The sequence below is a fragment of the Bordetella tumbae genome (assembly GCF_965139195.1).
Classification (GTDB): domain Bacteria; phylum Pseudomonadota; class Gammaproteobacteria; order Burkholderiales; family Burkholderiaceae_B; genus Bordetella_A; species Bordetella_A tumbae.
Window position 1 is genome coordinate 280,163 of sequence record NZ_CBCSJH010000002.1, and the last position, 20,123, is coordinate 300,285.

General features: G+C 60.0%; 23 protein-coding genes. 12 read left to right on the forward strand and 11 right to left on the reverse strand.

Annotated elements, in window-relative coordinates; translation table 11 throughout:
* Positions 1-116: 116 nt before the first annotated feature.
* The 5 genes from ACNA0J_RS04900 to ACNA0J_RS04920 all read left to right on the forward strand — a co-directional run bounded on the left by ACNA0J_RS04900 (position 117) and on the right by ACNA0J_RS04920 (position 4,474).
* Positions 117-1,553 (forward strand): serine hydrolase, encoded by a 1,437-nt coding sequence (locus ACNA0J_RS04900; protein ID WP_415817143.1) that lies wholly within the window; start codon positions 117-119, stop codon positions 1,551-1,553.
* Positions 1,554-1,667: 114 nt separating this feature from the next.
* Positions 1,668-2,327 (forward strand): nucleotidyltransferase family protein, encoded by a 660-nt coding sequence (locus tag ACNA0J_RS04905; RefSeq protein WP_415816978.1) that lies wholly within the window; start codon positions 1,668-1,670, stop codon positions 2,325-2,327.
* 51 nt (positions 2,328-2,378) lie between these two features.
* Positions 2,379-3,395, forward strand: a complete 1,017-nt coding sequence (locus ACNA0J_RS04910; protein ID WP_415816980.1) for an XdhC family protein — start codon at positions 2,379-2,381, stop codon at positions 3,393-3,395.
* 87 nt (positions 3,396-3,482) lie between these two features.
* Positions 3,483-3,887, forward strand: a complete 405-nt coding sequence (locus ACNA0J_RS04915) for a DoxX family protein (RefSeq protein ID WP_415816982.1) — start codon at positions 3,483-3,485, stop codon at positions 3,885-3,887.
* 26 nt (positions 3,888-3,913) lie between these two features.
* On the forward strand, positions 3,914-4,474 hold the full coding sequence (locus ACNA0J_RS04920) for a peroxiredoxin (protein WP_415816984.1): 561 nt from the start codon (positions 3,914-3,916) through the stop codon (positions 4,472-4,474).
* A 2-nt stretch (positions 4,475-4,476) separates the two neighbouring features.
* On the opposite strand, the gene arsC is transcribed toward ACNA0J_RS04920, so the two are convergent.
* The 3 genes from arsC to ACNA0J_RS04935 all read right to left on the reverse strand — a co-directional run bounded on the left by arsC (position 4,477) and on the right by ACNA0J_RS04935 (position 6,853).
* Positions 4,477-4,827, reverse strand: a complete 351-nt coding sequence (arsC, locus tag ACNA0J_RS04925) for an arsenate reductase (glutaredoxin) (protein WP_415816986.1) — start codon at positions 4,825-4,827, stop codon at positions 4,477-4,479.
* 134 nt (positions 4,828-4,961) lie between these two features.
* Complete coding sequence (locus tag ACNA0J_RS04930) at positions 4,962-6,410, reverse strand: CoA transferase (protein WP_415816988.1); 1,449 nt, start codon at positions 6,408-6,410, stop codon at positions 4,962-4,964.
* A gap of 116 nt (positions 6,411-6,526) precedes the next feature.
* On the reverse strand, positions 6,527-6,853 hold the full coding sequence (locus ACNA0J_RS04935) for a tetratricopeptide repeat protein (RefSeq protein ID WP_415816990.1): 327 nt from the start codon (positions 6,851-6,853) through the stop codon (positions 6,527-6,529).
* 266 nt (positions 6,854-7,119) lie between these two features.
* Here ACNA0J_RS04935 and ACNA0J_RS04940 point away from each other — a divergent pair, with 266 nt between their 5' ends.
* Positions 7,120-7,611 carry a glutathione peroxidase gene (locus ACNA0J_RS04940; protein WP_415816992.1) on the forward strand — a complete coding sequence of 164 codons (492 nt, stop codon included), beginning with the start codon at positions 7,120-7,122 and terminating at the stop codon, positions 7,609-7,611.
* 33 nt (positions 7,612-7,644) lie between these two features.
* Here the strand turns inward: ACNA0J_RS04940 and ACNA0J_RS04945 are convergent, their stop codons facing one another.
* Positions 7,645-8,127, reverse strand: a complete 483-nt coding sequence (locus ACNA0J_RS04945; protein ID WP_415816994.1) for an Lrp/AsnC family transcriptional regulator — start codon at positions 8,125-8,127, stop codon at positions 7,645-7,647.
* Positions 8,128-8,257: 130 nt separating this feature from the next.
* Here ACNA0J_RS04945 and ACNA0J_RS04950 point away from each other — a divergent pair, with 130 nt between their 5' ends.
* From ACNA0J_RS04950 to ACNA0J_RS04970, 5 genes are all read left to right on the forward strand, one after another.
* Positions 8,258-9,196 (forward strand): DMT family transporter, encoded by a 939-nt coding sequence (locus ACNA0J_RS04950; protein ID WP_415816996.1) that lies wholly within the window; start codon positions 8,258-8,260, stop codon positions 9,194-9,196.
* Between the two features lie 142 nt (positions 9,197-9,338).
* On the forward strand, positions 9,339-9,812 hold the full coding sequence (locus ACNA0J_RS04955) for a GNAT family N-acetyltransferase (protein ID WP_415816998.1): 474 nt from the start codon (positions 9,339-9,341) through the stop codon (positions 9,810-9,812).
* Between the two features lie 19 nt (positions 9,813-9,831).
* A complete protein-coding gene (locus tag ACNA0J_RS04960) occupies positions 9,832-10,107 on the forward strand; it encodes a biotin--protein ligase (protein WP_415817000.1) in 276 nt (91 codons plus the stop codon).
* Positions 10,104-10,883 (forward strand): lipoate--protein ligase family protein, encoded by a 780-nt coding sequence (locus tag ACNA0J_RS04965; RefSeq protein ID WP_415817002.1) that lies wholly within the window; start codon positions 10,104-10,106, stop codon positions 10,881-10,883. The genes ACNA0J_RS04960 and ACNA0J_RS04965 overlap by 4 nt, the downstream gene beginning before the upstream one ends.
* Positions 10,884-10,942: 59 nt before the next feature.
* Positions 10,943-11,716, forward strand: coding sequence for a DUF3298 domain-containing protein (locus tag ACNA0J_RS04970; protein WP_415817145.1), 774 nt, complete (start codon positions 10,943-10,945; stop codon positions 11,714-11,716).
* A gap of 238 nt (positions 11,717-11,954) precedes the next feature.
* Here ACNA0J_RS04970 and ACNA0J_RS04975 read toward each other — a convergent pair whose 3' ends face one another.
* From ACNA0J_RS04975 to mltG, 6 genes are all read right to left on the reverse strand, one after another.
* Entirely contained in the window at positions 11,955-13,244 is a 1,290-nt protein-coding gene (locus tag ACNA0J_RS04975) for a Glu/Leu/Phe/Val family dehydrogenase (RefSeq protein ID WP_415817004.1), read from the reverse strand.
* 487 nt (positions 13,245-13,731) lie between these two features.
* Positions 13,732-14,634: an ankyrin repeat domain-containing protein gene (locus ACNA0J_RS04980; RefSeq protein ID WP_415817006.1), complete on the reverse strand. Its 903-nt coding sequence runs from the start codon at positions 14,632-14,634 to the stop codon at positions 13,732-13,734.
* Positions 14,635-14,895: 261 nt separating this feature from the next.
* Positions 14,896-15,666: a TatD family hydrolase gene (locus ACNA0J_RS04985; RefSeq protein WP_415817008.1), complete on the reverse strand. Its 771-nt coding sequence runs from the start codon at positions 15,664-15,666 to the stop codon at positions 14,896-14,898.
* Positions 15,667-15,675: 9 nt separating this feature from the next.
* Positions 15,676-16,734, reverse strand: a complete 1,059-nt coding sequence (gene holB, locus ACNA0J_RS04990; RefSeq protein WP_415817010.1) for a DNA polymerase III subunit delta' — start codon at positions 16,732-16,734, stop codon at positions 15,676-15,678.
* A complete protein-coding gene (gene tmk, locus ACNA0J_RS04995) occupies positions 16,731-17,363 on the reverse strand; it encodes a dTMP kinase (protein WP_415817012.1) in 633 nt (210 codons plus the stop codon). The genes holB and tmk overlap by 4 nt, the downstream gene beginning before the upstream one ends.
* The gene (mltG, locus tag ACNA0J_RS05000; protein ID WP_415817015.1) at positions 17,360-18,370 is read right to left on the reverse strand and encodes an endolytic transglycosylase MltG; all 1,011 of its coding nucleotides are present in this window, start codon (positions 18,368-18,370) and stop codon (positions 17,360-17,362) included. Before mltG ends, tmk begins: the two co-directional genes overlap by 4 nt.
* 247 nt (positions 18,371-18,617) lie before the next feature.
* On the opposite strand from mltG, the gene ygfZ reads away from it, so the two are divergent.
* Positions 18,618-19,631, forward strand: coding sequence for a CAF17-like 4Fe-4S cluster assembly/insertion protein YgfZ (gene ygfZ / locus ACNA0J_RS05005; RefSeq protein ID WP_415817017.1), 1,014 nt, complete (start codon positions 18,618-18,620; stop codon positions 19,629-19,631).
* Between the two features lie 24 nt (positions 19,632-19,655).
* On the opposite strand, the gene ACNA0J_RS05010 is transcribed toward ygfZ, so the two are convergent.
* Positions 19,656-20,093, reverse strand: a complete 438-nt coding sequence (locus tag ACNA0J_RS05010) for a PaaI family thioesterase (protein ID WP_415817019.1) — start codon at positions 20,091-20,093, stop codon at positions 19,656-19,658.
* Positions 20,094-20,123 lie beyond the last annotated feature (30 nt).

A 20,123-nucleotide genomic window follows, 5' to 3' on the forward strand; every position in this document is an offset into this window, starting at 1 on the left:
CGTGCTATCGGCACTGTGTGATATCCGCCGCGATTACCGCGGTCATGGCAGTCGCCGGCGNGGGCAGCNCCCACGCCTATAACCTGGACACCAGCGAGGCCGCGGCCGCTCGGGCGTTGACCACAGAGCAAGTCGCACGAGTCCTGCCGGCGTTTGAAGCCTATGCAAGCGATCTGCTGGCGCGCAGTGGGTTGCCGGGTATGGCGGTAGGCATCATTGTGGACGGCAAACCCGTGCTGGCCCGCGGCTATGGCGTGCGCGATGCCCGCAATGGCAAACCGGTCGATGCCGATACGCTGTTTCCTCTGGCCTCGGTGTCCAAGGTGTTTGCCGGCGCGTCGGTCGCGGCGCTGGTGGGCGATGACGCTGTGCAATGGGATAGCAAGGTGTCGGATCTGGCCAGCGGCATCCGTTTTCAGGACCCTTATGTGACCAGCGAAATGACCCTGCGCGATTTGCTGTCGCAACGCACGGGCTATGCGTCGTTCTACGGTGACGATCTGGAGGTGATCTTCAGCTATCCGCGCGCCGAGGTGTTCAAGCGGTTGCGATATTTGCCACCGGTCACGCCCTTTCGTACACAGTATGCCTATTCCAATTGGAATCTCACGCTAGCTGGCGAAGTCGCCGCACAGGCCGCAGGCATGTCGTGGGAAGACCTGGTGCGCAGCCGGATCATCAAGCCTCTGGGGATGAACCGCACCGTCGTCACACACGAGGAATTCCTGGGCGTGGAAAACCGCTCGGCAGCCCACGAGATCATCAATGGCAAGGCGGTCGCGACCGAGGTCAACTCGCACAACGCCGAAGCCCCTGCGGGAGGTGTGTATTCGACGCTGAATGACATGCTGCGCTTTATCGCATTCGAGATGAATGCCGGTCAGTTGGACGGTAAACAGATTGTCTCCGAAGACGCCATGCACGAAACCCAGACGGCGCAAACCATCATCAACCCCGCATTCCCGTCGCTGCATTATGGCCTGGGGCTGGAGGTCCGCAACGATAATGGCCGCAAAGTGCTCGAGCATAACGGCGCGTTCGAGGAAGGCATCAATACGCGCGTCTCTTTTTTGCCCGCGCAGGGCCTGGGTATCGTGATATTGACCAACACACCGCCGATGGGTGTACCGGATGCGCTGGAATATAAACTGATGATGCTGCTGTTTAACGATCGCCCGGATCAGGATATCTGGCCCGATCTGCGGGATAAATGGCATGAGGCATTGGCACAATTACTGGATCGCCCAGGCCGCCTGCACGGCACGCCGCCAGCCGGTTCGGGCCAAGCCATCGATGCGAAACGCTATGTGGGCCGCTATACGCACCCCTATTATGGAGACATCGTGATTCGACAAGAAGGCAGCGGCCTGCTCATGGTCGCCGGAGCCTCCGCGCCCAGAGCCATGCAGCATTGGCAAGGCGATACGTTCCGGATTCCCATGCTGCAAGATGCCGCGATGAATTTTGTCCCAGGCGCGAATCAGATCAGCGAGGCATTGACTCTGTCGGAGATTGACGACATCCCCGATGCGCTGTTTGTGCGGCAACCCTGACAGCGGGAATGAGTCGCGGATTCCAGACTGGCGGGGCCAGGGCGGCAGCGCCGATTGACGAGGCGAGCCCCCCAGGCCTAAGCTTTGCCGATCATTGATTACACAGCGACGGGAATGGAGTCTGCGACAGCCGCGACGCATCGGTATACTGGCATCCTGCTGGCTGCGGGTGAAGGTATGCGCTATCGCGCCGCCGTGCCGGCAGCCCCTGGTCACGAGATGCACAAGCTCCTGGCCAAGCTGCCAGACGGCCGCCATGTTGTTCAGGCGAGTGCGCAAACCTTGCTGACGGTGGTGCCAGATACGATCGCAATCGTCGCCGGGCACCCGGACGCCTTATCGGCGATACTGTCCGATGCAGGCTGCCAGATTGTCGATGTGCCGGACAGTCCTCGCGGCATGGGAATCTCGCTGGCGGCAGCCGCCCGGCACCTCATCCAGCGGCCGAATGTCCAGCCGGATACAGCAAACACGGAACCCCAACCGACAGCCTGTGTCGTGGCGTTAGCCGATATGCCCTGGCTGCGGGCCGACACGCTGAAGCGATTATTGGCGCACGCCGCCCCCGATCGCATTGTCGTGCCGGTGTACCAGGGCCAACGCGGGCACCCTGTTATATTCGGTACGCAGTTCTTGCCCGAGTTGGCCGAGCTCGGCGGTGACACAGGCGCCCGGGCATTGTTGGTGCGCCACGGCGCACTCGAAATCGAGTGTGATGACGTTGGTGTTTTGCGTGATGTCGACGTCCCTGCCGACTTGTTGAACCCGGCCTGAGTAGCGCTTCTGATCAACGTTTTGATAACCCTCACACAAGACTCAGCTCCAATGAACTCGCTGGATATGGATGTGCTGCGCCAAGCGCGCGAATGGATTCGGGAAGGCCACGCCGTGCATTTGGCGACGGTGGCCCAGACATGGGGGTCTGCGCCCCGCCAGGCGGGCGCGCTGATGGCGTTGCGTGCCGATGGCCGCATGGTGGGATCAGTCTCCGGCGGCTGCGTCGAAGACGATTTGATCGCTCGCGCCCAAGCAGGCACGCTGCCGGATCGGCCCGATCGCATTACCTACGGCGTGACCAGCGATGAGGCAGCGCGTTTCGGGCTGCCCTGTGGTGGCACGCTGCGCCTGGTCGTGGAGCCGCTGCCAACGCCCGAGTGGCTCGACGTCGTGCTGACGGAGATCACCGAACAACGGCTGGTTGCGCGTACGCTCGATCTGCAGACTGGCGCCTGCACGCTGGCGCCGGCCAATCCCGCTGACGGCCCGGATTTTGATGGCCGGATTCTGCGTGCGGTCTACGGGCCGCAATGGCGTTTATTGATTATCGGCGCCAATCAGACTGCGCGAGCGCTGTGCCACATCGCCACGATGCTGGACTTTCACGTTCTGGTCTGTGACCCGCGCGAGGAAATCTATGGCGGATGGGATGTGCCGCAAGCTACGCTGCTGACCACGATGCCTGACGATGCCGTGCTGGAAATCGGCGTCGATGCACGCACCGCCATTGTGGCGCTGACGCATGACCCGAAACTGGACGATATGGCCTTGCTGGAGGCGCTGAAATCGCCCGCCTTTTATGTCGGTGCATTGGGGTCTCGGCCAAACCAGGCAAAACGGCGCGAGCGTCTGAGCCAGTTTGACTTGACTGACGAGCACATTGCCCGTCTGCGTGGCCCGGTGGGCCTGCCTATCGGCAGCCGTACCCCAGCGGAAATCGCCGTGGCCGTCGCGGCCGAATTAGTTCAGGTCCGGAACTCCCTCAGTGCGGCGCAAGCGCCCTCTGCCGGCGCGGCACATCCTGTATCGGGTTCAACCTTGTCATTCACCAAAGATTTGCAATAATGAGCGCACCAGCCGTGTTCAATGAATAGGTTTTGCGGGCCATTTATTTATTAACGGGTGTACACCTACAAATCAAAGAGAATCCAAATGATCAAATCTGATGACACCGGCAAGCTCGTTTTACGCCTCAGCCTAGGCATTCTGGTGCTGTTGCACGGCATCATGAAACTCTCCAGCGGAGTGGGAGGCATCTCCGGCATGCTGAGCTCGCATGGGCTGCCGGGCTTCTTCGCCTACGCCGCCTATCTGGGCGAAGTCGTCGGTCCCTTGTTGGTCATCCTCGGGTTCTATAGCCGTCTGGGCGCACTGTTGGTCGTCGTGAACATGATCGTGGCCATCATGCTGGCGCATACTGGGCAGCTCAGCAGCCTCAACGCCCAAGGCGGATGGGCGCTGGAGCTGCAAGGCATGTTCCTGTTTGGCGCATTGGCGATCGCCTTCATGGGTGCGGGGCGCTTCAGCCTGGGGGGCTCCGGCGGCCGCTGGAACTGAACTGAGGCCTGAGACTTGAGCGACTTATGCTGAAACGTACTTTGACTTTGCTGGCCGTGGCCACGGCCCTGGCCAACCCATTACTGGCCCGTGCCGAATTACCGGTCGGCGCAGCAGCGCCCGATTTCTCGGCGCCGGCGTCCTTGGGCGGCGAAGTCTTCACGTTCAAACTCGCCGAGGCGCTCAAGCAAGGCCCTGTCGTGCTGTACTTTTATCCCGCAGCCTTCACGCAAGGCTGCACGATCGAGGCACGCAATTTCGCGGAAGCCACCGACGACTACAAGGCCCTGGGCGCCAGCGTGATTGGCGTCTCGGCCGACGATATCGATACGCTAAAGAAATTCTCGGTCAGCGAATGCCGCGGCAAATTCGCGGTCGCTGCCGACGAAGATCAGGCCATCATGAAGGCCTATGACGCCGTCCATGACCGCCGCCCTGACTATGCCAAACGGGTGTCGTACGTCATCCTGCCGGACCATAAAGTCGGCTATGCCTATACCGACATGAGCCCCGACCGGCATGTCGCCAACACCCTGCAGGCGCTGCGGGACTGGCGCGCCAGCCATCCGCAGACCTCGAAAAAATAGCCTTACGGCAAAATTTCCTTGACCAATTCGGCGGGGCGGCAGAGACGCGCGCCTTGCTCGGTCACGACGAATGGGCGATTGATCAGGATGGGATTTTCAATCATCGCATCCAACAACTCGTCGTCGGTGACATCGGCTGCGCCCAGGCCCAGTTCTTCGTACAGGGATTCCTTGGCGCGCACGGCCTCACGCACACTCAAACCCGATTGTTGAATCAGCCCGGCCAACGTCGGACGGGACGGCGGTGATTTGAGATATTCAATAATCGTGGGTTCGATACCGGCGTCACGGATCATCTGCAAGACGTTGCGCGACGTGCCACAGCGCGGATTGTGATAAATGGTCGTAGACATGCGAGTTCCTATGCAAAAACGAGAGTCTACTCTCAAGATAGCGTCAGGCTGCTCCAGATTTCTTGCATCTATGTGGACGGGATGATATCCGGTCCACACAGCAACTCAAACACAGCGAAAGCGATAACGCTGCGTCAATTAAACGGCCAGACCGTCGGGTTCGTCCCCGGAGGAACGGAGGGTCTCGTCCAACGAGCAGGGGTCAATGAAAATTGCGCGGCGTGACGCACCGCAGTCAGTTGGCCGAAACCCGAAGGCGTCGTCTCCAGATAGCTCTCTATCGGCGGCATCGGACACTGCAATCCATCTGCGACCCGCCCCAACGAACGCAGCCAGCGCGCCGTCTGTGCCAATGACACGCACACATGCCAGCTGCCGCCTTCTGTCGCCTGGCGGGCCAGGGCGACTTGCGCCCCAAATGCCATCAAATAACCCGAAGCATGGTCGAGAATCTGCATAGGCAATGGTTTGGGACGATCGATCCCAGCCGCCTGTGCCTCGGCATGATTAAAGCCCGTCGCGGTCTGCACCAGCGAATCGAATCCGCGGCGCTGTGCCCAGGGGCCGCTATCACCATAGGCCGACAGCGAGACATACACAATGCCCGGCCGTATGCGGGCCACGTCCTGCGGGCCGAACCCCACCGACTGCAGCGCCCCCGGGCGATATCCCTGTACGAATATGTGCGCGCTGCGCAGCAGATTGGCCAAGGCGATACGGCCGTCGGCTGTTTCCAGATCTGCATGCACAGACAGTTTGCCGCGGCTGGTTTCAGCGATGGTCTCGATATTGGGCAGATGAGGCGAATTGACCAGCATGACATCGGCCCCATACGCCGCCAGGGCTCGCCCGCACACCGGGCCGGCAATGATGCGCGTCAAGTCCAGGACGCGTATGTCCTTCAGCGGACGCGCCTCCTGAGAATACTTAGGCAAGGGACGGGGATCGGCTTCACCCATACGGGTCACAGTCAGTACCGGCTGGCCAGCGACCGCCAAGCCCTGAGGGTGACGGTCCCATTCGTCAAACGTGCGCATGGCGGTCACTACCAGCCCTGCCTCGGCCGCCTGCTGCTCGACATCCAACGCGCTGCGTGTAGAGAGCGCCCGCTCCACCATTTCCCGGGTGGTCTCAGGTCCGGTCGGACATCCCAGCAATGCCAAGGCGCCGTCCCGATGATGAGCGAAATTGGCGTGAATACGCACCCACCCGCCATCGCCACAACGGTACACGCCGGTGATTTTGTCGTGGACATCCGTCTCGATCCCGTCGAGCGTGAAATAGCTGCGGCATTCCTGTGCTGCGTGCAGCATGTTGATCGAGACGCGCTGCCGCGTGCCTCCTCGCAGATGCCAGATTTCGGCAGCCGCCAGCGCCGCGGCAGCCATACTGGCCTGCGCCGCAGTGCCCACGGCAAATGATGAGGGGAACACTGGTTCCGCTCCCGTCAGCTCGACGACGTCCATCGCCTCGTCAGGCATATTCAAACCACGCCATAGCGATTGCAATGCATCGCGCGCCGTCTTGCTGTGGCGATCCGGCCCATTGGCATAAGGGGATCGTAAATCTATTGGTTTGCCCATCTCAGCGTTGACCTCTATCACTCTCGTCCATGTCTTCGATTACAGAACCGAGCCACTACAGGCGTCAATAGCCATGCCGGTTTTGCCGGGGTTCGGGACACATCTCCTTGTGGCTTTTACATTTGGCTGGCGCGATCCAGACGTTTGATAAATACCTGTAATTCCTTGATGATCTGTTGATCGCCGCGCGATTGGGCGGCTGCAATGCCGCTTTCCCATGCCTGTCTTGCGCCAGCGAGATCGCCCTGCCCCTGCAATGCCTTGCCCAGCCATTTCCACGCGACTGAATATTGTGGATCCAGCTCTAACGCGGCTCGCAGATGGGGCGCCGCGACATCGAACTGGTCCTGTTCGGTATAGGCCTTGCCCAATGACAAACGCAACATGGCGTTGTTCTGGCCTTTAGCCAGCATGGCTTCGAGTCGTTTCACTAAATCGTCCATGTGGGCTCCTATACGATATCTGTGTGAGTGCCATACCCTCCATCATAGGCGGGCCGGCACGAAAATCATGGTGAAACCGCAGGCGCGGCAAGGACAAATGAGCGGTGTCCGGGTGTTTTGGTATGCAACGCTGCATATCAATCTGGATTTGCTGTCCGTATGGCTCCTGCCAACGCCGCGCTACACTGAGTTGAGAGACCGCATCACGAGGCCCATATCACGCGGTATGAACGGTCTCGTTGGAAACCGAACGACGAGAGGTCGCCATGAGCACAATCTACGATTTTTCCGCCACAGACATCCAGGGCAATGAACAAGCGCTCGAGGCATTCCGCGGCCAGGTGCTGTTAGTAGTGAATGTCGCCTCGAAATGCGGATTCACGCCGCAATATGCGGGGCTGGAGACGCTGTACCGTGATTACCATGCAGCGGGACTGACCGTGCTGGGCTTTCCCTGCGATCAGTTTGGCCACCAGGAACCCGGCGACGAGGCTGCCATCCAGAATTTTTGCTCGACCGAATACGGCGTGACCTTTCCGATGTTCGCCAAGATCGAGGTCAATGGGCCGAATGCTCACCCGATCTATCGCTGGCTCAAAGGCGAAAAGCCCGGTGTGCTCGGCACCGAGGGCATCAAATGGAATTTCACCAAGTTTCTGGTGGGTCGCGACGGCCAGGTGATCAAGCGCTATGCGCCCACGGACAAGCCTGCCTCGCTGAAGGAAGACGTTTTGCAAGCCTGCAGTGCTGAAGCTTGATTGAGCAAAATCGCGCCCTTTTGGCGAGGCGCGCTATCCAGGCCGTACTGATTGCAGCGGCGGCAGCCTGCGGCGTACCGTGCTGCTTTTCACTATCGCGGTATTCGTTTCGGCAAACTCGGTGATCCTGTCCAGGACGCCATCGAGTTGGGAGATGGATTTCAATACCAGGCGCGCGATGAAACAATCGTCACCAGTGACCTTGTCGCATTCGATCACCTCGCCGATCTCGGCGATGAGCTTTTCGACTCGCCGCAGTTGACCCGGCAAGGGGCGGATACGCGCGATCGCGGTCAAGCTATAGCCCAATGCGGCAGGGTCTACATCCAGCGTATACCCCCGCACGACGCCCGATTCCTCCAGGCGCCGCAAGCGGTCGGCGACGCTGGGCGAGGACATGCCGACTTGGCGCGCCAGATCCGCCGTCGTGGTGCGCGCATTCGCCGTCAACAGTTGCACCAGACGGCGGTCGATGCCGTCCAGAACATCATTTTCGATTTTTAGGTCGTTGTTCATAAATACCCCAAAAAAGAAGGCAGCCATCTAAATCTGGTGATTTTTATGCATATTATCCGCTTTATCTCCCTGGGATAATTTTTCTCATCAATGGTGCAGTGCTGGCACCTCAGGAACAGGGAGCGATCAAATGAAAACCGGCAATCAAAATGCAGGCGTGGCCCAGATGGCCATGGCCATGACGATCTCGGGCACGGTAGGGATTTTTGTCCTGGAATCCGGCCAGAGTGCCTGGAACGTGGTGTTCTTTCGCTGTGTGTTTGGCGCGTTGGGGCTGCTGGCCTACTGTCTGGCGCGCGGTCTGCTGCGGCCTGGCATTTTTACGCGCACGACGCTGGCCTGGGCCATGGTGGCGGGCGTCGCCATTGTGTTGAACTGGGTGTTGTTGTTCTCGGCCTATCACTGGGCGTCGATTTCGCTGTCGACGGCGGTCTACAACTTTCAGCCGTTTTACTTGATTGCGCTGGGAGCGGTGTTTCTGCGTGAACGCCCGACGCTCGCCAAGCTAGGCTGGTCGGTATTGGCGTTTGGCGGTTTGATACTGGTATTGCGTATCGAGCCGGCAGAGTTGGCCCAGGCCGGCGGCTATGTCCACGGTTTGTCCTTGGCATTGGGAGCGGGTGCGCTGTATGCGGTCACCTCCATCATCGTCAAGCGGCTCAAGCATATTGCCCCGCACGTGCTGGCCTTGGTGCAGGTCAGCCTGGGTGCCCTGCTGTTGCTGCCAATGGTGGATCTGCATGCCCTGCCTGCGGCCCCAGTGCAATGGGGCTACCTGGTCGCGATCGGTCTGGTGCATACCAGCCTGACCTATATCCTGTTGTATTCGGCCATTCAGAAACTGCCCACGACATCGACCGCAGCCCTGGCTTTTATTTACCCTGCCGTGGCGATTTTGCTGGACTATGTCGTCTATGGTCAGCAACTGGCCTGGTCGCAAATCGCCGGGATCAGCCTGATTTTCCTGGCTGCGGCGGCGGTCAGTCTGAATTGGGGATTTCGGCTCGTGGGTCCTCAAGACATGTTTGCACGATGGGCCGGAAAGCGGAAAACGCAGTCAGAAGCCTGAGCCTCAGCTCCAATTGTCCGCCAGGAGCACTATGTCAGCCCCTGGCGGCAAGCGGGTTTGGGATAACCCGATTTGATGGCTATCATCACATCCGAGCAGCAGCCGATCCAGAAAAAACCCGCATCGACCATAGGAACCGTTCATGTCTCAGCCCGCCCCATTACAGTTTCGTCGCGCCGGCCGGGCCGACCTCGATGCCATCATCGCGCTACTCGCCGACGATGTGCTGGGCAGCCAGCGCGAGGATGCCTCCATCCCCGCTGCACAGTGTTATGCCCGAGCCTTTGAGGCCATTGAGCGAGATCCAAATCAGTATTTAGCCGTGGCAGAACGCGACGGCGCAGTGGTGGGGTGCCTGCAATTGAGCTTTATCCCCGGCCTGTCGCGCCGCGGCCTGTGGCGCGGCCAGATCGAGAGCGTGCGAGTGGCGTCAAACGAGCGTGGCGCCGGTACGGGACGGACCTTGTTCGAATGGGCCATCGAGCAATGCCGTGCACACGGCTGCGGTATGGTTCAATTGACCACCGACAAGGCGCGCGCCGACGCGCGTCGATTTTATGAGTCGTTAGGCTTCGTGGCGACGCACGAAGGCATGAAACTGGAACTCGCCATCTAATTCGGAGTCCGATATCGCCATGCATGGTGAATACAAAGTACCCGGCGGCAAACTTGTCGTCGTCGATCTGGAAATCAAAAATGGTGCGCTCAGCGACGTGCGCCTGAGCGGCGATTTTTTCCTGGAGCCCCCCGAGGCGCTGGATGTCATCAATGCCGCCCTGACGGGCCTGCCCGCGGACGCGGATGACGCGCGTATCGCAGCAGCCGTCGAGCAGTCCCTGCCCTCCGAGGCCGAGCTGTTCGGATTTTCTCCCGAAGCCGTCGCAGTCACGGTACGGAGGGCGCTAGCGTGAGCGAACGTACACAGTGGAGCGACTACCAGTGGGAATTGCTGCACGACGGGCCTCAGGCGCCTGAATTGCACATGGCGCTGGATGCAGTCATCACCGACGAGGTCGGTGCCGGCCTGCGCCCCCCGACATTACGGATCTGGGAATGGTCCCAGCCCGCCGTCATCATCGGGCGTTTTCAGTCACTGAAAAACGAAGTCGACCCAGAAGGCGCGCAGCGCCATGGCGTCAAAGTCGTGCGACGCGTCAGTGGCGGCGGCGCGATGTTTGTCGAACCGGGCAATACCATTACCTACTCGCTCAGCGTCCCGCAGGCACTCGTGCAAGGCATGAGTTTTCAGCAATCGTATGAGTTTCTCGACGCCTGGGTGATCCAGGCGCTGCACGATCTGGGCATCAAGGCCTGGTATCAACCGCTGAATGACATTGCCTCGGAAAGCGGCAAAATCGGTGGTGCGGCGCAGGCGCGGCGCGCGGGAGCGGTCTTGCACCACGTGACAATGTCATACGATATCGATGCGGAAAAGATGGTGCAGGTACTGCGCATCGGTCGCGAAAAACTCTCTGACAAAGGCACCACGAGCGCGAAAAAACGCGTCGATCCACTGCGCAGTCAGACGGGCCTGGAGCGTGACGTTATCATCGAACGCATGCTGCAAACCTTTCGGGGACTGGCATCACTGACGCCGATATCCCTGTCACAGACCACGCTGGAAAAAGCGCAGGTCCAAGCGCGCGATAAATTTTCAAGTCAGGAATGGACTGGCCAAGTCCCTTGAATGCTATGAGATTGAACCTATCTGCTTTTCCTCGCACCCGTCGTTTTGCGCCTGCTGGCATGTTGTCCATGCTGGTATTGCTGGCGGGCTGCGCGAGCTCGACTCCCTCGAACATCACCCTGCCCTCCAACGTCCCTCAACCTGCCAAGACCGAAGACAAAGTCGCCGGACTGGAGGTCGAGAAAATCCAGTGGCAAGGCACCAAGCCCGGCTGCAAAGGACAATGCCCCACCATCGATATCGACAGTGTAGGATTCCCTGGCATCCCGAAACTGACGGCATTGGTGGACCATGTCCTGGCCTATATGACGGGCGTCGATCCCGGCCGTCCGCGTCCGTATCAAACGCTGTCGGAATACACGCAGTATTTCTGGCAAACCGCACAGTCCCGTGACAGCACCATTTTCAAAGCCAGCGTCAAGGACGTCAGTCCTCGGATCATCGCCATTGAGTTGCACACCGGCCAGTACCTGACCGGCGCAGCGCATGGCATTCCCGCGACCCAGTATTTGAATTGGCAACGCGATCGTGAGCGCGTCCTGGCGCTCGACGAAGCCCTGCTGCCGAATCAGCACCCTGCCTTTGTCGAGGCTTTGCGGCGTGCCCACCAGGCGTGGCTCACGCGTAATGAGGATGCGCAACGCGACCGTGCCGCCTATGACCGCATGTGGCCGTTCCAGGAAAGCGATAATTTTGCGTTGACGCGCGAGGGCGTGGTTGTGAAATATGACGCGTATTCGATCGCGCCGTACTCACATGGTGAACCGGAGTTGCTGATTCCCTATACGGAACTGCATGGCGTCCTGCGGCCCGAGTTCGTGCCCGCTGCTTGAATTCGGAGCGGCCCGGCGATAGGAAAACGCCCCCACGCTGCGCCTGCGGCTTGCTGCCCCCCAGGGGGGCGTTTTTATCTTGGGACGGCCCGGCGATAAAAAAGGCCCCCACACTGCGCCTGCGGCTTGCTGCCCACGGCGATAAAAAACGCCCCGCATGATTGGCAATACAGCCAAATCGTGCGGGGCGTTGTTCCGTCCTTCAGGCCTAGCTAGGCCCGAGAGATCGTCAGCCGCATCACGGATACAGGCCGCGCACTTGGCGAGCTTGCAGAATGCGCGTGCAAGCTACGATAAACGCGGCTGTGCGTAGCGTGACGTTGTGCTCCTTGGCCATTTGAGACACGGCGGCATAGGCCTCGCGCATCAGGCGTTCGAGACGATTGTTGATTTCCTCCTCGCTCCAGAAGAAGCTCGAGAAATCCTGCACCCACTCAAAATAGCTGACAGTCACGCCGCCGGCGTTGGCCAGAACGTCGGGAACCACGTAAACGCCGTTCTCGCGCAGGATGTCATCGGCGATCGGTGTCGTCGGACCGTTTGCGCCTTCGACCACGATCTTGGCCCGTACCTTGCCGGCATTGGCCTCGTTGATCTGCCCTTCGAGAGCGGCGGGGATCAGGAACTCCGTTTCCAATTCCCAGAACTGCGCGTTGTCGAGCACCTCGCCAGCGCTGAAACCACCGACACCGCCTTTTTGCGACACGTGAGACAAGAGCTTGTGCACGTCCAGGCCGGCTGGGTTGTACACCGTGCCGGTGTGGTCCTGAACCGCGATCACTTTGGCGCCGGTCTCATGGAACAAGCGTGCTGCCGTGCCACCCACGTTACCGAAGCCCTGCACGATCACACGAGCGGTGCTCACATCGACATTGCGATCGCGTGCAGCCTCGCACGCCGTCACGAACACGCCGCGTCCCGTTGCCTCGACCCGGCCCAGGCTGCCGCCCAGCGCGATCGGTTTGCCGGTCACCACACCTGTTGCCGTCGCCCCCTCGTTCATGGAATACGTGTCCATCATCCACGCCATGGTCTGCGCGTTGGTGTTCACATCCGGTGCGGGGATATCCTTGGACGGCCCGATGATGACGCCGATCTCCGAGGTATAGCGGCGCGTCATGCGCTCGAGCTCGGATTGAGACAGCACACGCGGATCCACGCGGATCCCGCCTTTTGCGCCACCGTACGGCAAATTGACCGCCGCGTTCTTCACCGACATCCACGCGGCCAGCGCCATGACTTCGGACAGCGTCACGTCTTGGTGAAAACGTACGCCCCCCTTGCCTGGACCTCGAGACGTATTGTGCTGAACCCGGTAGCCCTCAAAATGCGCGATGCTGCCGTTATCCAGTTCGATAGGCACATCGACAATCAACGCACGTTTGGGGCGTTTCAGCGTTTCCACCCAACGCGCCAGTGGACCTAGATACGGGGTGACCCGATCGACTTGTTGCAGATAGATGCCCCAGGGACCGAGGTGCTCGGCATCCAGGTACGACGGCAAAGCATGAGTGGGTTTGTCCGACATGAGAGGATCTCCAGGCTAGGATCGGCATTATTGTAGCCACAGATTTCGTAGCGTCCCTATTTAATTTAAACAAAATAAATTAGGGACATATATAAATGCAGGTTTCATGCAAGTGGAACTTCGTGTCTTTCGGCGGCCTAGCAACTGTCAGATTGCCCTGCCGACGACCTTTAGGGCCTAATCGCCCATGCGGCCTGTCGTGCGCTTAACCCTCCTCATCAGCCGTCGCAATTTGCCAATTTGTTTTACTTCATCTCGTTGCTTGCAAATACGAGCACGCGGTGCGTTTTCTACCGAACAAGCAAGCCGATACCACCAGTACCGGCAGCGCAGCCAGCTGCCTGCTCGGTATTACCGACAACACAAGGGCAATGATTTATACGAATAGCCTGCAGCCGATGAGATGGCTGCAGGCTCACAAGGGCCTCTTACTCTGCGATTCTAGGTTTCCCGGATTTTTAAAATTACTAGGGAAATCCTGCAGAAGTCAGTCGTAATTGTTTAGTCGCACGCCCGACACGCCGCCAACAGAGGAGCCGTCTCCTTCTGATGTAGCTGGTGCGGAGCTCTCGGCAGGCTTGGACGCAGGCGCTTCAGACTGTACTGCCTGAGGGACTTGCTGCGGTTCGACGGGGGCGGCTGCCGGGGTTTCCGTGACGGGCATTGCCGTCGTACCGCCCTGCTTCGCACGTTGCGCCGCGCGTTGTTGCTCGGCCTTTGCGATGATCTTGGCCAGCTCTGCGCCCAGCTCGTTACGCTTGGCGGCGTAGGCCCAATCGGACGCGTTTTGCCCTTTGAGATTGCGGGTGGTGATATCGGCGCCTGCATCCAGCAGCAGTTGCACCATGTACATACGCCCCGAAAAGCCGGCCATCATGATCGGCGTCGTCCCCTCGGGGGACGGTGCATTCACCATGGCTTTGTTGGCAAGCAGCAGCTTCGCTGTGTCCATCTGAGCCTTGGACGCGGCATAGTGCAATGGGGTCCAGCCCAGGCGGTTGACCTGTGCACCCCGGGCAATGAGCTTGCGGGCTCGTTCAGTTTCCCCTGCCACGGCCAGGTACATCAGTGCAGTCTCGTTGGCGGGATTGACGGCGTTGACATCGGTGCGGGGATCGGCAGCGAGCACGTCAAAGACTTTCCATGCGCCGTCGACCACTGCACGCATCAAGGCGGGCTGGCCGTTTGTGTACCGCACGTTGGGGTCTGCGCCCTTGGCGAGCAGCGCTTTGAGATCCGAGGCTTTGTCGTTATGGACATACACCCACCAGTTTGCCGGTGCGCTATCGGCGTGAGCGGCAGGCGCTATACCTGCTGTCGCCGCCGTCGCTACGGCCAATGCCGCCAGGAGGCCACGGGCTTTTACGGGAAAGGATGCATAACGTTTCATGGCACTCTCGTCACAAGCCCGCTTCTCGTGACAGCTGCCTTTAACGCACGAGGCCAAGCGCTATCGAAACCGGGACTTCGTATTGTAGAAATCACTTTAAGAAAGCTAGAAATTACTTTAAAAAAGTGTTGGGTCGCCCAGATTTATATACAACATCAAAAAAATCACACAACCAATTGATTTTAATCAGTTAAATATAAATTCAATCTAGATATCCAATAAATTACTTTAAATAAGTCAATTTAAATAAATTTCTTTAAATTAACGATCTACCTTATTGAATAATTTGAAAAAGTTCTCAGTAGATGCATGTGCCACCTCGGCCACAGGAATGCCTTTCAGGTCGGCGATCTTTTCAGCCACATGGATGACTTTGGACGGATCGTTGCGCTTGCCGCGATAAGGCACTGGGGCTAAATAAGGCGAATCGGTCTCGATCAATAGGCGATCCAGAGGAACTTTGGTCGCAACCTCATGCACGATGCCGGCGTTTTTAAAGGTGACGATGCCTGAAATGGAAATATAAAAATTCAGGTCGATGGCAGCCTGGGCCATTTCCCAAGACTCGGTAAAGCAGTGCATCACTCCTCCGACCTCGGCCGCGTTCTCCTCGCGCAGAATACGCAGCGTATCCTCAACGGATTGCCGCGTATGGATAATCAGCGGCAGGTTCGACTGCCGCGCCACGCGGATATGACGGCGGAATCGCTCGCGCTGCCAGTCCAGCGGCTCGCTCAGCCGGTAATAATCCAACCCGGTTTCGCCGATGGCCACGACCTTGGGGTGCCGCGACAATTCCAGCAGCTCTGCCTCGGTCGGATCCGAGGTCGCCTCGTAGTCCGGATGCACGCCAACCGACGCCCACAAATGGCGATGCGGCTCGACTAATTCGATCAAACCCGGCCAGTCGGGCATATCGACGCTGACGACCAGGGCGTGAGTGACCTGGTTCGTCGCCATGCGTTGCAGGATATCGGGCAAGTCTTGCGCGAGATCGGGGAAATTCAGGTGGCAATGAGAATCTACGTACATACGGAATCGTTAAGCTTGGCAGGATGCCGCCACGCGCTGCAGGGTGGCATGTGCAAACAATTTGGGGCTGAGCGGATGGGTCGCCAGGCGGCGCTGCTGGGTGAGCCAGCGTGCACCCTCTGCCAGTCGTACGGCATCAGCACGCAAGGCAGCCTGCCCGACCAGCCGAGCCAGCGAGGGAAAATATCGCACCGGCGCCCCGACACCTGCCAACATCAGGTCGGCATACAGGCGCTGCAAGGTATCAATCCAATCAGCAGGCGAGTTCTTTTCCAGGCTTTCGGCCAAGGTCCCGATATCGGGCGTTTGGCCTTTGGCCAGCGGCTCGATCAATTTCGATAACCAGTCCGGACAAGCCTGTTCGCCGCTCTGGGATAAACGCAACGCCGCCAAGGGCGCACCTCCCGCTGCCGCGAGCCAATCCTTGGCCGAGGATACCCCCTGCTCTGTCAGCCATTGTAGAGCGGCATCATTGCCCGGCGCCGGCAACGGCAGGCGGCGGCAGCGCGATACCAGTGTCGGCAGCAGCCTGTCGGGTGCGTCAGCGACCAGCAGGAATACGGTATGAGGCGGAGGTTCCTCCAAGACCTTGAGCAAGGCGTTGGCGGAAATCACGTTCAGGGCCTGAGCGGGATACAGCAAGGCAACACGCCAGCCGCCTCGATGGGTCGCCGTGTTGAACCAAGGCTCCAGTGCACGAATCTGATCGATGCGGATCTCTTTGGAGGGCGCCCGTTTGGCCGTGCCGGTTTCGCCCGCAGAGCCGGCCGTCTCGTCGGTGCTCTCTGCCGTGGCCGCACCCTCTTGCAGCGCTACCGCTTCGGGCCGAATGCGCCGCAGATCAGGGTGGTTGCCACTGGCAATCCAAGTACAGGCCGGACAATGGCCGCAAGCCAGATTGTCAACGGGTGATTCGCATAACAAGCTGGCCGCTGCCGCCGCGGCAAACTCGACTTTGCCGATGCCTGCCACGCCATGGACCAGCCATGCGTGCGCAAAACGATCCCGCCCAGCCAACCAGCTCTGCGCGATCTCGCGTTGCCACGGCAAAAACTGGGCGACGCTCATAGGGCTCGCGAGGCCTGTACCAGGGCCTTCAGTTCGGATTCCAATTGGGCGCGCACCTGGGCCATCGGCTGACTGGAGTCCACGATACGAAAGCGTTCGGGCTGCGCCTCGGCACGGGCATGATAGGCTGACCGCGTGCGCTCGAAAAACGCCGCCTCTTCCCGCTCGAAGCGGTCTGGCTCACGGGCGTCGGCCAGGCGTGCGCGGGCCAACTCCAGCGGCACATCGAACAACCAGGTCCGGTCGGGCTGCAATGAGGGCTGCATCCATTGCTCGAGCACCGCGACCCGTTGTGCGCCCAGTTGGCGCCCGCCGCCTTGATAAGCGTAGGTCGCGTCGGTATAGCGATCACAAACCACCCAATCGCCACGAGCCAACGCCGGCTCGATCACCTGTGCTACGTGTTCGCAACGCGCAGCAAACATGAGCAGGGTTTCCGTATCGAGCGTCATGGATTCGGATAGCACCAGACCGCGCAGGATCTCGCCCAGCGGCGTGCCGCCCGGCTCTCGAGTCGCCACCACGCTGAGCCCCGACGCGCGCAGCGTATCTGCGATCCAGGCGGCATGGGTGCTTTTGCCTGCCCCATCCACGCCCTCGAGGGTGATAAAACGTCCACGTGCTGTCATTGCGTCCTGCCCAGGATGTAGCGCGCCACGTTGCGGTTGTGTTCGGACAGGTTAGCCGAAAACTCGCTGGTGCCGTTGCCGCGCGAAACAAAGTACAAATATTTATGGCGCTCCGGCTGTACCGCAGCCAACAGCGCGGCACGCCCGGAGGCGGCGATCGGTGTCGGCGGCAGGCCGGCGCGAGTATAGGTATTCCAGGGCGTATCGGCCTGCAGGTCTGCACGCCGGATACGGCCTTGGTAGCGTTCCCCCATGCCGTAGATGACCGTCGGATCAGTTTGCAACATCATGCCCAGACGCAAGCGATTCACGAATACGCCCGACACCCTATTACGGTCAGGGCCGTGGCCGGTTTCTTTCTCGACGATCGAGGCCAGGATCAGCGCCTCGTACGGTGTCTTTAGCGGCAGATCGGCCTGGCGTTGCGCCCAGATCGAGGTCAGCACCTGCTGCCCCTGTTGATAGGCCCGACGCAGCAGGTCGAAATCCGTCGTTCCAGGGGTAAAAACATAGGTGTCCGGGAAAAACATCCCCTCTGGCGCCGTGATCGAGGCGCCCAGTTTCTCCATCAGGGCCTCGTCGCTGATATCCCCGAGCGTCTGCTTCACGTCGGGATTGGTGCGCAGCGCCTCGCGCATTTGCTGATAGGTCCACCCCTCCAGCAAAGTGACCTGCCGTTGCACCATTTCGCCGCGGGCGAGACGATCCAGCAGCGTCCATGGCGAATCGCCTCGGCGTGCTTCGTAGCCGCCCGCCTTGATCAGTTTGTCACGTTCGGACAGCCGCGCCATCCAGGCAAAGCCGTCTTCCCAGATAGGAATGCCGGCCTCGTTCATGGCGCGCGCCATCGCGCGCGGGGTGCTGCCCGGCGTAACGATGAATTCGACCTTGTCGGCCGGCAAGGCAATCGCACGGTTCATCCAATACCACGCGCCACCGGCGGCTGCGCCTGCCAATACGAGTACGGTCAGACAGAGCAGCAGAAAATAAAGGAAAAGCTTTTTCATAGATGTACGGAGTTTAATGGATCGCGGGCATTTGATCTGGCGCTGGCTGTGTCTCGTTGTGTCCGCAAAAGTACTCAGTCTCACGGGTGGGCTTCGTCTGCGGCCTTTCCCATAGGCAATGAGCGTGCCCGGAGAGCCCGTTTCCCCTTGAGCAGACCAGGGTTTAAGCATCGCCGTACGCTCCGTCCGGGTATCATCACAGCATCGGACGCCGTCGCGGCGCCCCACTCTATCGCCTGGCTACAACATGTCTGCTTTTTTTGATTCGCTGTCACCGAATACCACAGGCACGGCCTATGCTGCCCCGCTGCCCGACTACACAGTCATCTCTGCCTCGGGCGCGGATGCCTTGTCCTTTTTACATGGGCAATTGACGCAGGACGTGACAGGTCTGGCACCTGACGTCGCCCGCCTGGGCGGGTATTGCACGGCCAAGGGCCGATTGCTGGCCACGCTGGTGCTATGGCGAGCGCAGGCGGTCGGCGAGGCATCGGAAAACTCGGATAGCCCCCAACTGTATGCCTTGGTCCGCCGAGACCTGACCGAGGCGCTGGTCAAACGCCTGTCGATGTTCGTCCTGCGCGCCAAAGCCAAGCTGGCGCCGGTGCCGCTGCACGTGAGCGGCGTCTGGGCCGAGCCTGCCGATATGGCGAAACTGGAGGCCGCTGCAGGCGGCGCCTTGCCCGCCGCACCCTGGCAACGCACCGAGTTACCTAGCGGGACCTGGATTGCCGCGCCATCGGTTAGCGGCGGCCTGCGTTGGTGGTGGATCACCAGTGAGGCGCAACAGGCGGACGCCACGGCGCTGGCTACGCAAGTACAACGCGGCAATAGCGACCAGTGGCACGCTGCAGATTTGGCTGCGGGCCTGCCTTGGATTGGCACAGCAACACAGGACTTGTTCATTCCTCAAACGCTGAATCTGGACCTGATCGGCGGCGTGAGCTTTACCAAGGGCTGTTACCCCGGACAGGAAATCGTCGCGCGCAGCCACTATCGTGGCACCGTAAAGCGCCGCACCGCGTATGGTCAGTGGGACGCCATGATCGAGCCGCCCGCCCCGGGCACCGACATCTACGATGCCAAGCAACCCGATGAGCCTTGCGGACGCATCGTAGACGCCTCGCGTAGTGGCGCACTGTTCGAGATTGCCTTGGCGTCGCTGGACGATGGCGATCTGCGCGTCGGCACGCCTGACGGCGCAAAAATCACCGTGACGCCACTGCCATACGATTTGGCCGACGGCGGATTCAAGCGATAAAGGCTTGCCCCGACCTTCGTTTCCCTATCGCGGCTGCACACGAACGGCGGTCATCAGCCCCACGACACATAGCGTGGGCTGATCGCCGCGATAGGCATGAACCTCAACCTGGCAGATGGACAAACGCCGCCCAGGCTTGAGCACGCGCCCCGTCGCCACAAAACGCTCGCCGTCGGCTGGCGACAGGAAATTCATCTTGAATTCAGAGGTCAAGACGTCTTCGCCAGGCTCGAACAACGACAGCGCTGCATAGCCACCCGCACTGTCCGCAATGGTCGTGGATATTCCCGCGTGCAGATAACCATTCTGCTGGCACAGGTCCGCGCGAAACGGTAACTCGATATGGACCAGCCCCGGCTCGAGGCGCGATAAACGCGCGCCGAACAGCGTCATGATGGTTTGCCGGGCAAAGCTGTCGCGCACGCATTGAATGGCAGCGCTTTGTGTGGGTTCAGAAGACACGGTTGCCCCGTTTACGAATGCTGGTGACAC

Bases quoted from the DNA above. Each gene is read 5' to 3' on its own strand.
- ACNA0J_RS04940 (WP_415816992.1), top strand. From the start codon at position 7,120: ATGAGCACAATCTACGATTTTTCCGCCACAGACATCCAGGGCAATGAA.
- mltG (WP_415817015.1), bottom strand. From the start codon at position 18,370: ATGAAAAAGCTTTTCCTTTATTTTCTGCTGCTCTGTCTGACCGTACTC.
- arsC (WP_415816986.1), bottom strand. From the start codon at position 4,827: ATGTCTACGACCATTTATCACAATCCGCGCTGTGGCACGTCGCGCAAC.
- ACNA0J_RS04980 (WP_415817006.1), bottom strand. From the start codon at position 14,634: ATGAAACGTTATGCATCCTTTCCCGTAAAAGCCCGTGGCCTCCTGGCG.
- ACNA0J_RS04935 (WP_415816990.1), bottom strand. From the start codon at position 6,853: ATGGACGATTTAGTGAAACGACTCGAAGCCATGCTGGCTAAAGGCCAG.
- ACNA0J_RS04930 (WP_415816988.1), bottom strand. From the start codon at position 6,410: ATGGGCAAACCAATAGATTTACGATCCCCTTATGCCAATGGGCCGGAT.
- ACNA0J_RS04970 (WP_415817145.1), top strand. From the start codon at position 10,943: ATGTTGTCCATGCTGGTATTGCTGGCGGGCTGCGCGAGCTCGACTCCC.
- ACNA0J_RS04915 (WP_415816982.1), top strand. From the start codon at position 3,483: ATGATCAAATCTGATGACACCGGCAAGCTCGTTTTACGCCTCAGCCTA.
- ACNA0J_RS04950 (WP_415816996.1), top strand. From the start codon at position 8,258: ATGAAAACCGGCAATCAAAATGCAGGCGTGGCCCAGATGGCCATGGCC.
- ACNA0J_RS04955 (WP_415816998.1), top strand. From the start codon at position 9,339: ATGTCTCAGCCCGCCCCATTACAGTTTCGTCGCGCCGGCCGGGCCGAC.
- ACNA0J_RS04945 (WP_415816994.1), bottom strand. From the start codon at position 8,127: ATGAACAACGACCTAAAAATCGAAAATGATGTTCTGGACGGCATCGAC.
- ACNA0J_RS04920 (WP_415816984.1), top strand. From the start codon at position 3,914: ATGCTGAAACGTACTTTGACTTTGCTGGCCGTGGCCACGGCCCTGGCC.
- ygfZ (WP_415817017.1), top strand. From the start codon at position 18,618: ATGTCTGCTTTTTTTGATTCGCTGTCACCGAATACCACAGGCACGGCC.
- ACNA0J_RS04960 (WP_415817000.1), top strand. From the start codon at position 9,832: ATGCATGGTGAATACAAAGTACCCGGCGGCAAACTTGTCGTCGTCGAT.
- ACNA0J_RS04985 (WP_415817008.1), bottom strand. From the start codon at position 15,666: ATGTACGTAGATTCTCATTGCCACCTGAATTTCCCCGATCTCGCGCAA.
- holB (WP_415817010.1), bottom strand. From the start codon at position 16,734: ATGAGCGTCGCCCAGTTTTTGCCGTGGCAACGCGAGATCGCGCAGAGC.
- ACNA0J_RS04975 (WP_415817004.1), bottom strand. From the start codon at position 13,244: ATGTCGGACAAACCCACTCATGCTTTGCCGTCGTACCTGGATGCCGAG.
- ACNA0J_RS04905 (WP_415816978.1), top strand. From the start codon at position 1,668: ATGGAGTCTGCGACAGCCGCGACGCATCGGTATACTGGCATCCTGCTG.
- ACNA0J_RS04910 (WP_415816980.1), top strand. From the start codon at position 2,379: ATGAACTCGCTGGATATGGATGTGCTGCGCCAAGCGCGCGAATGGATT.
- tmk (WP_415817012.1), bottom strand. From the start codon at position 17,363: ATGACAGCACGTGGACGTTTTATCACCCTCGAGGGCGTGGATGGGGCA.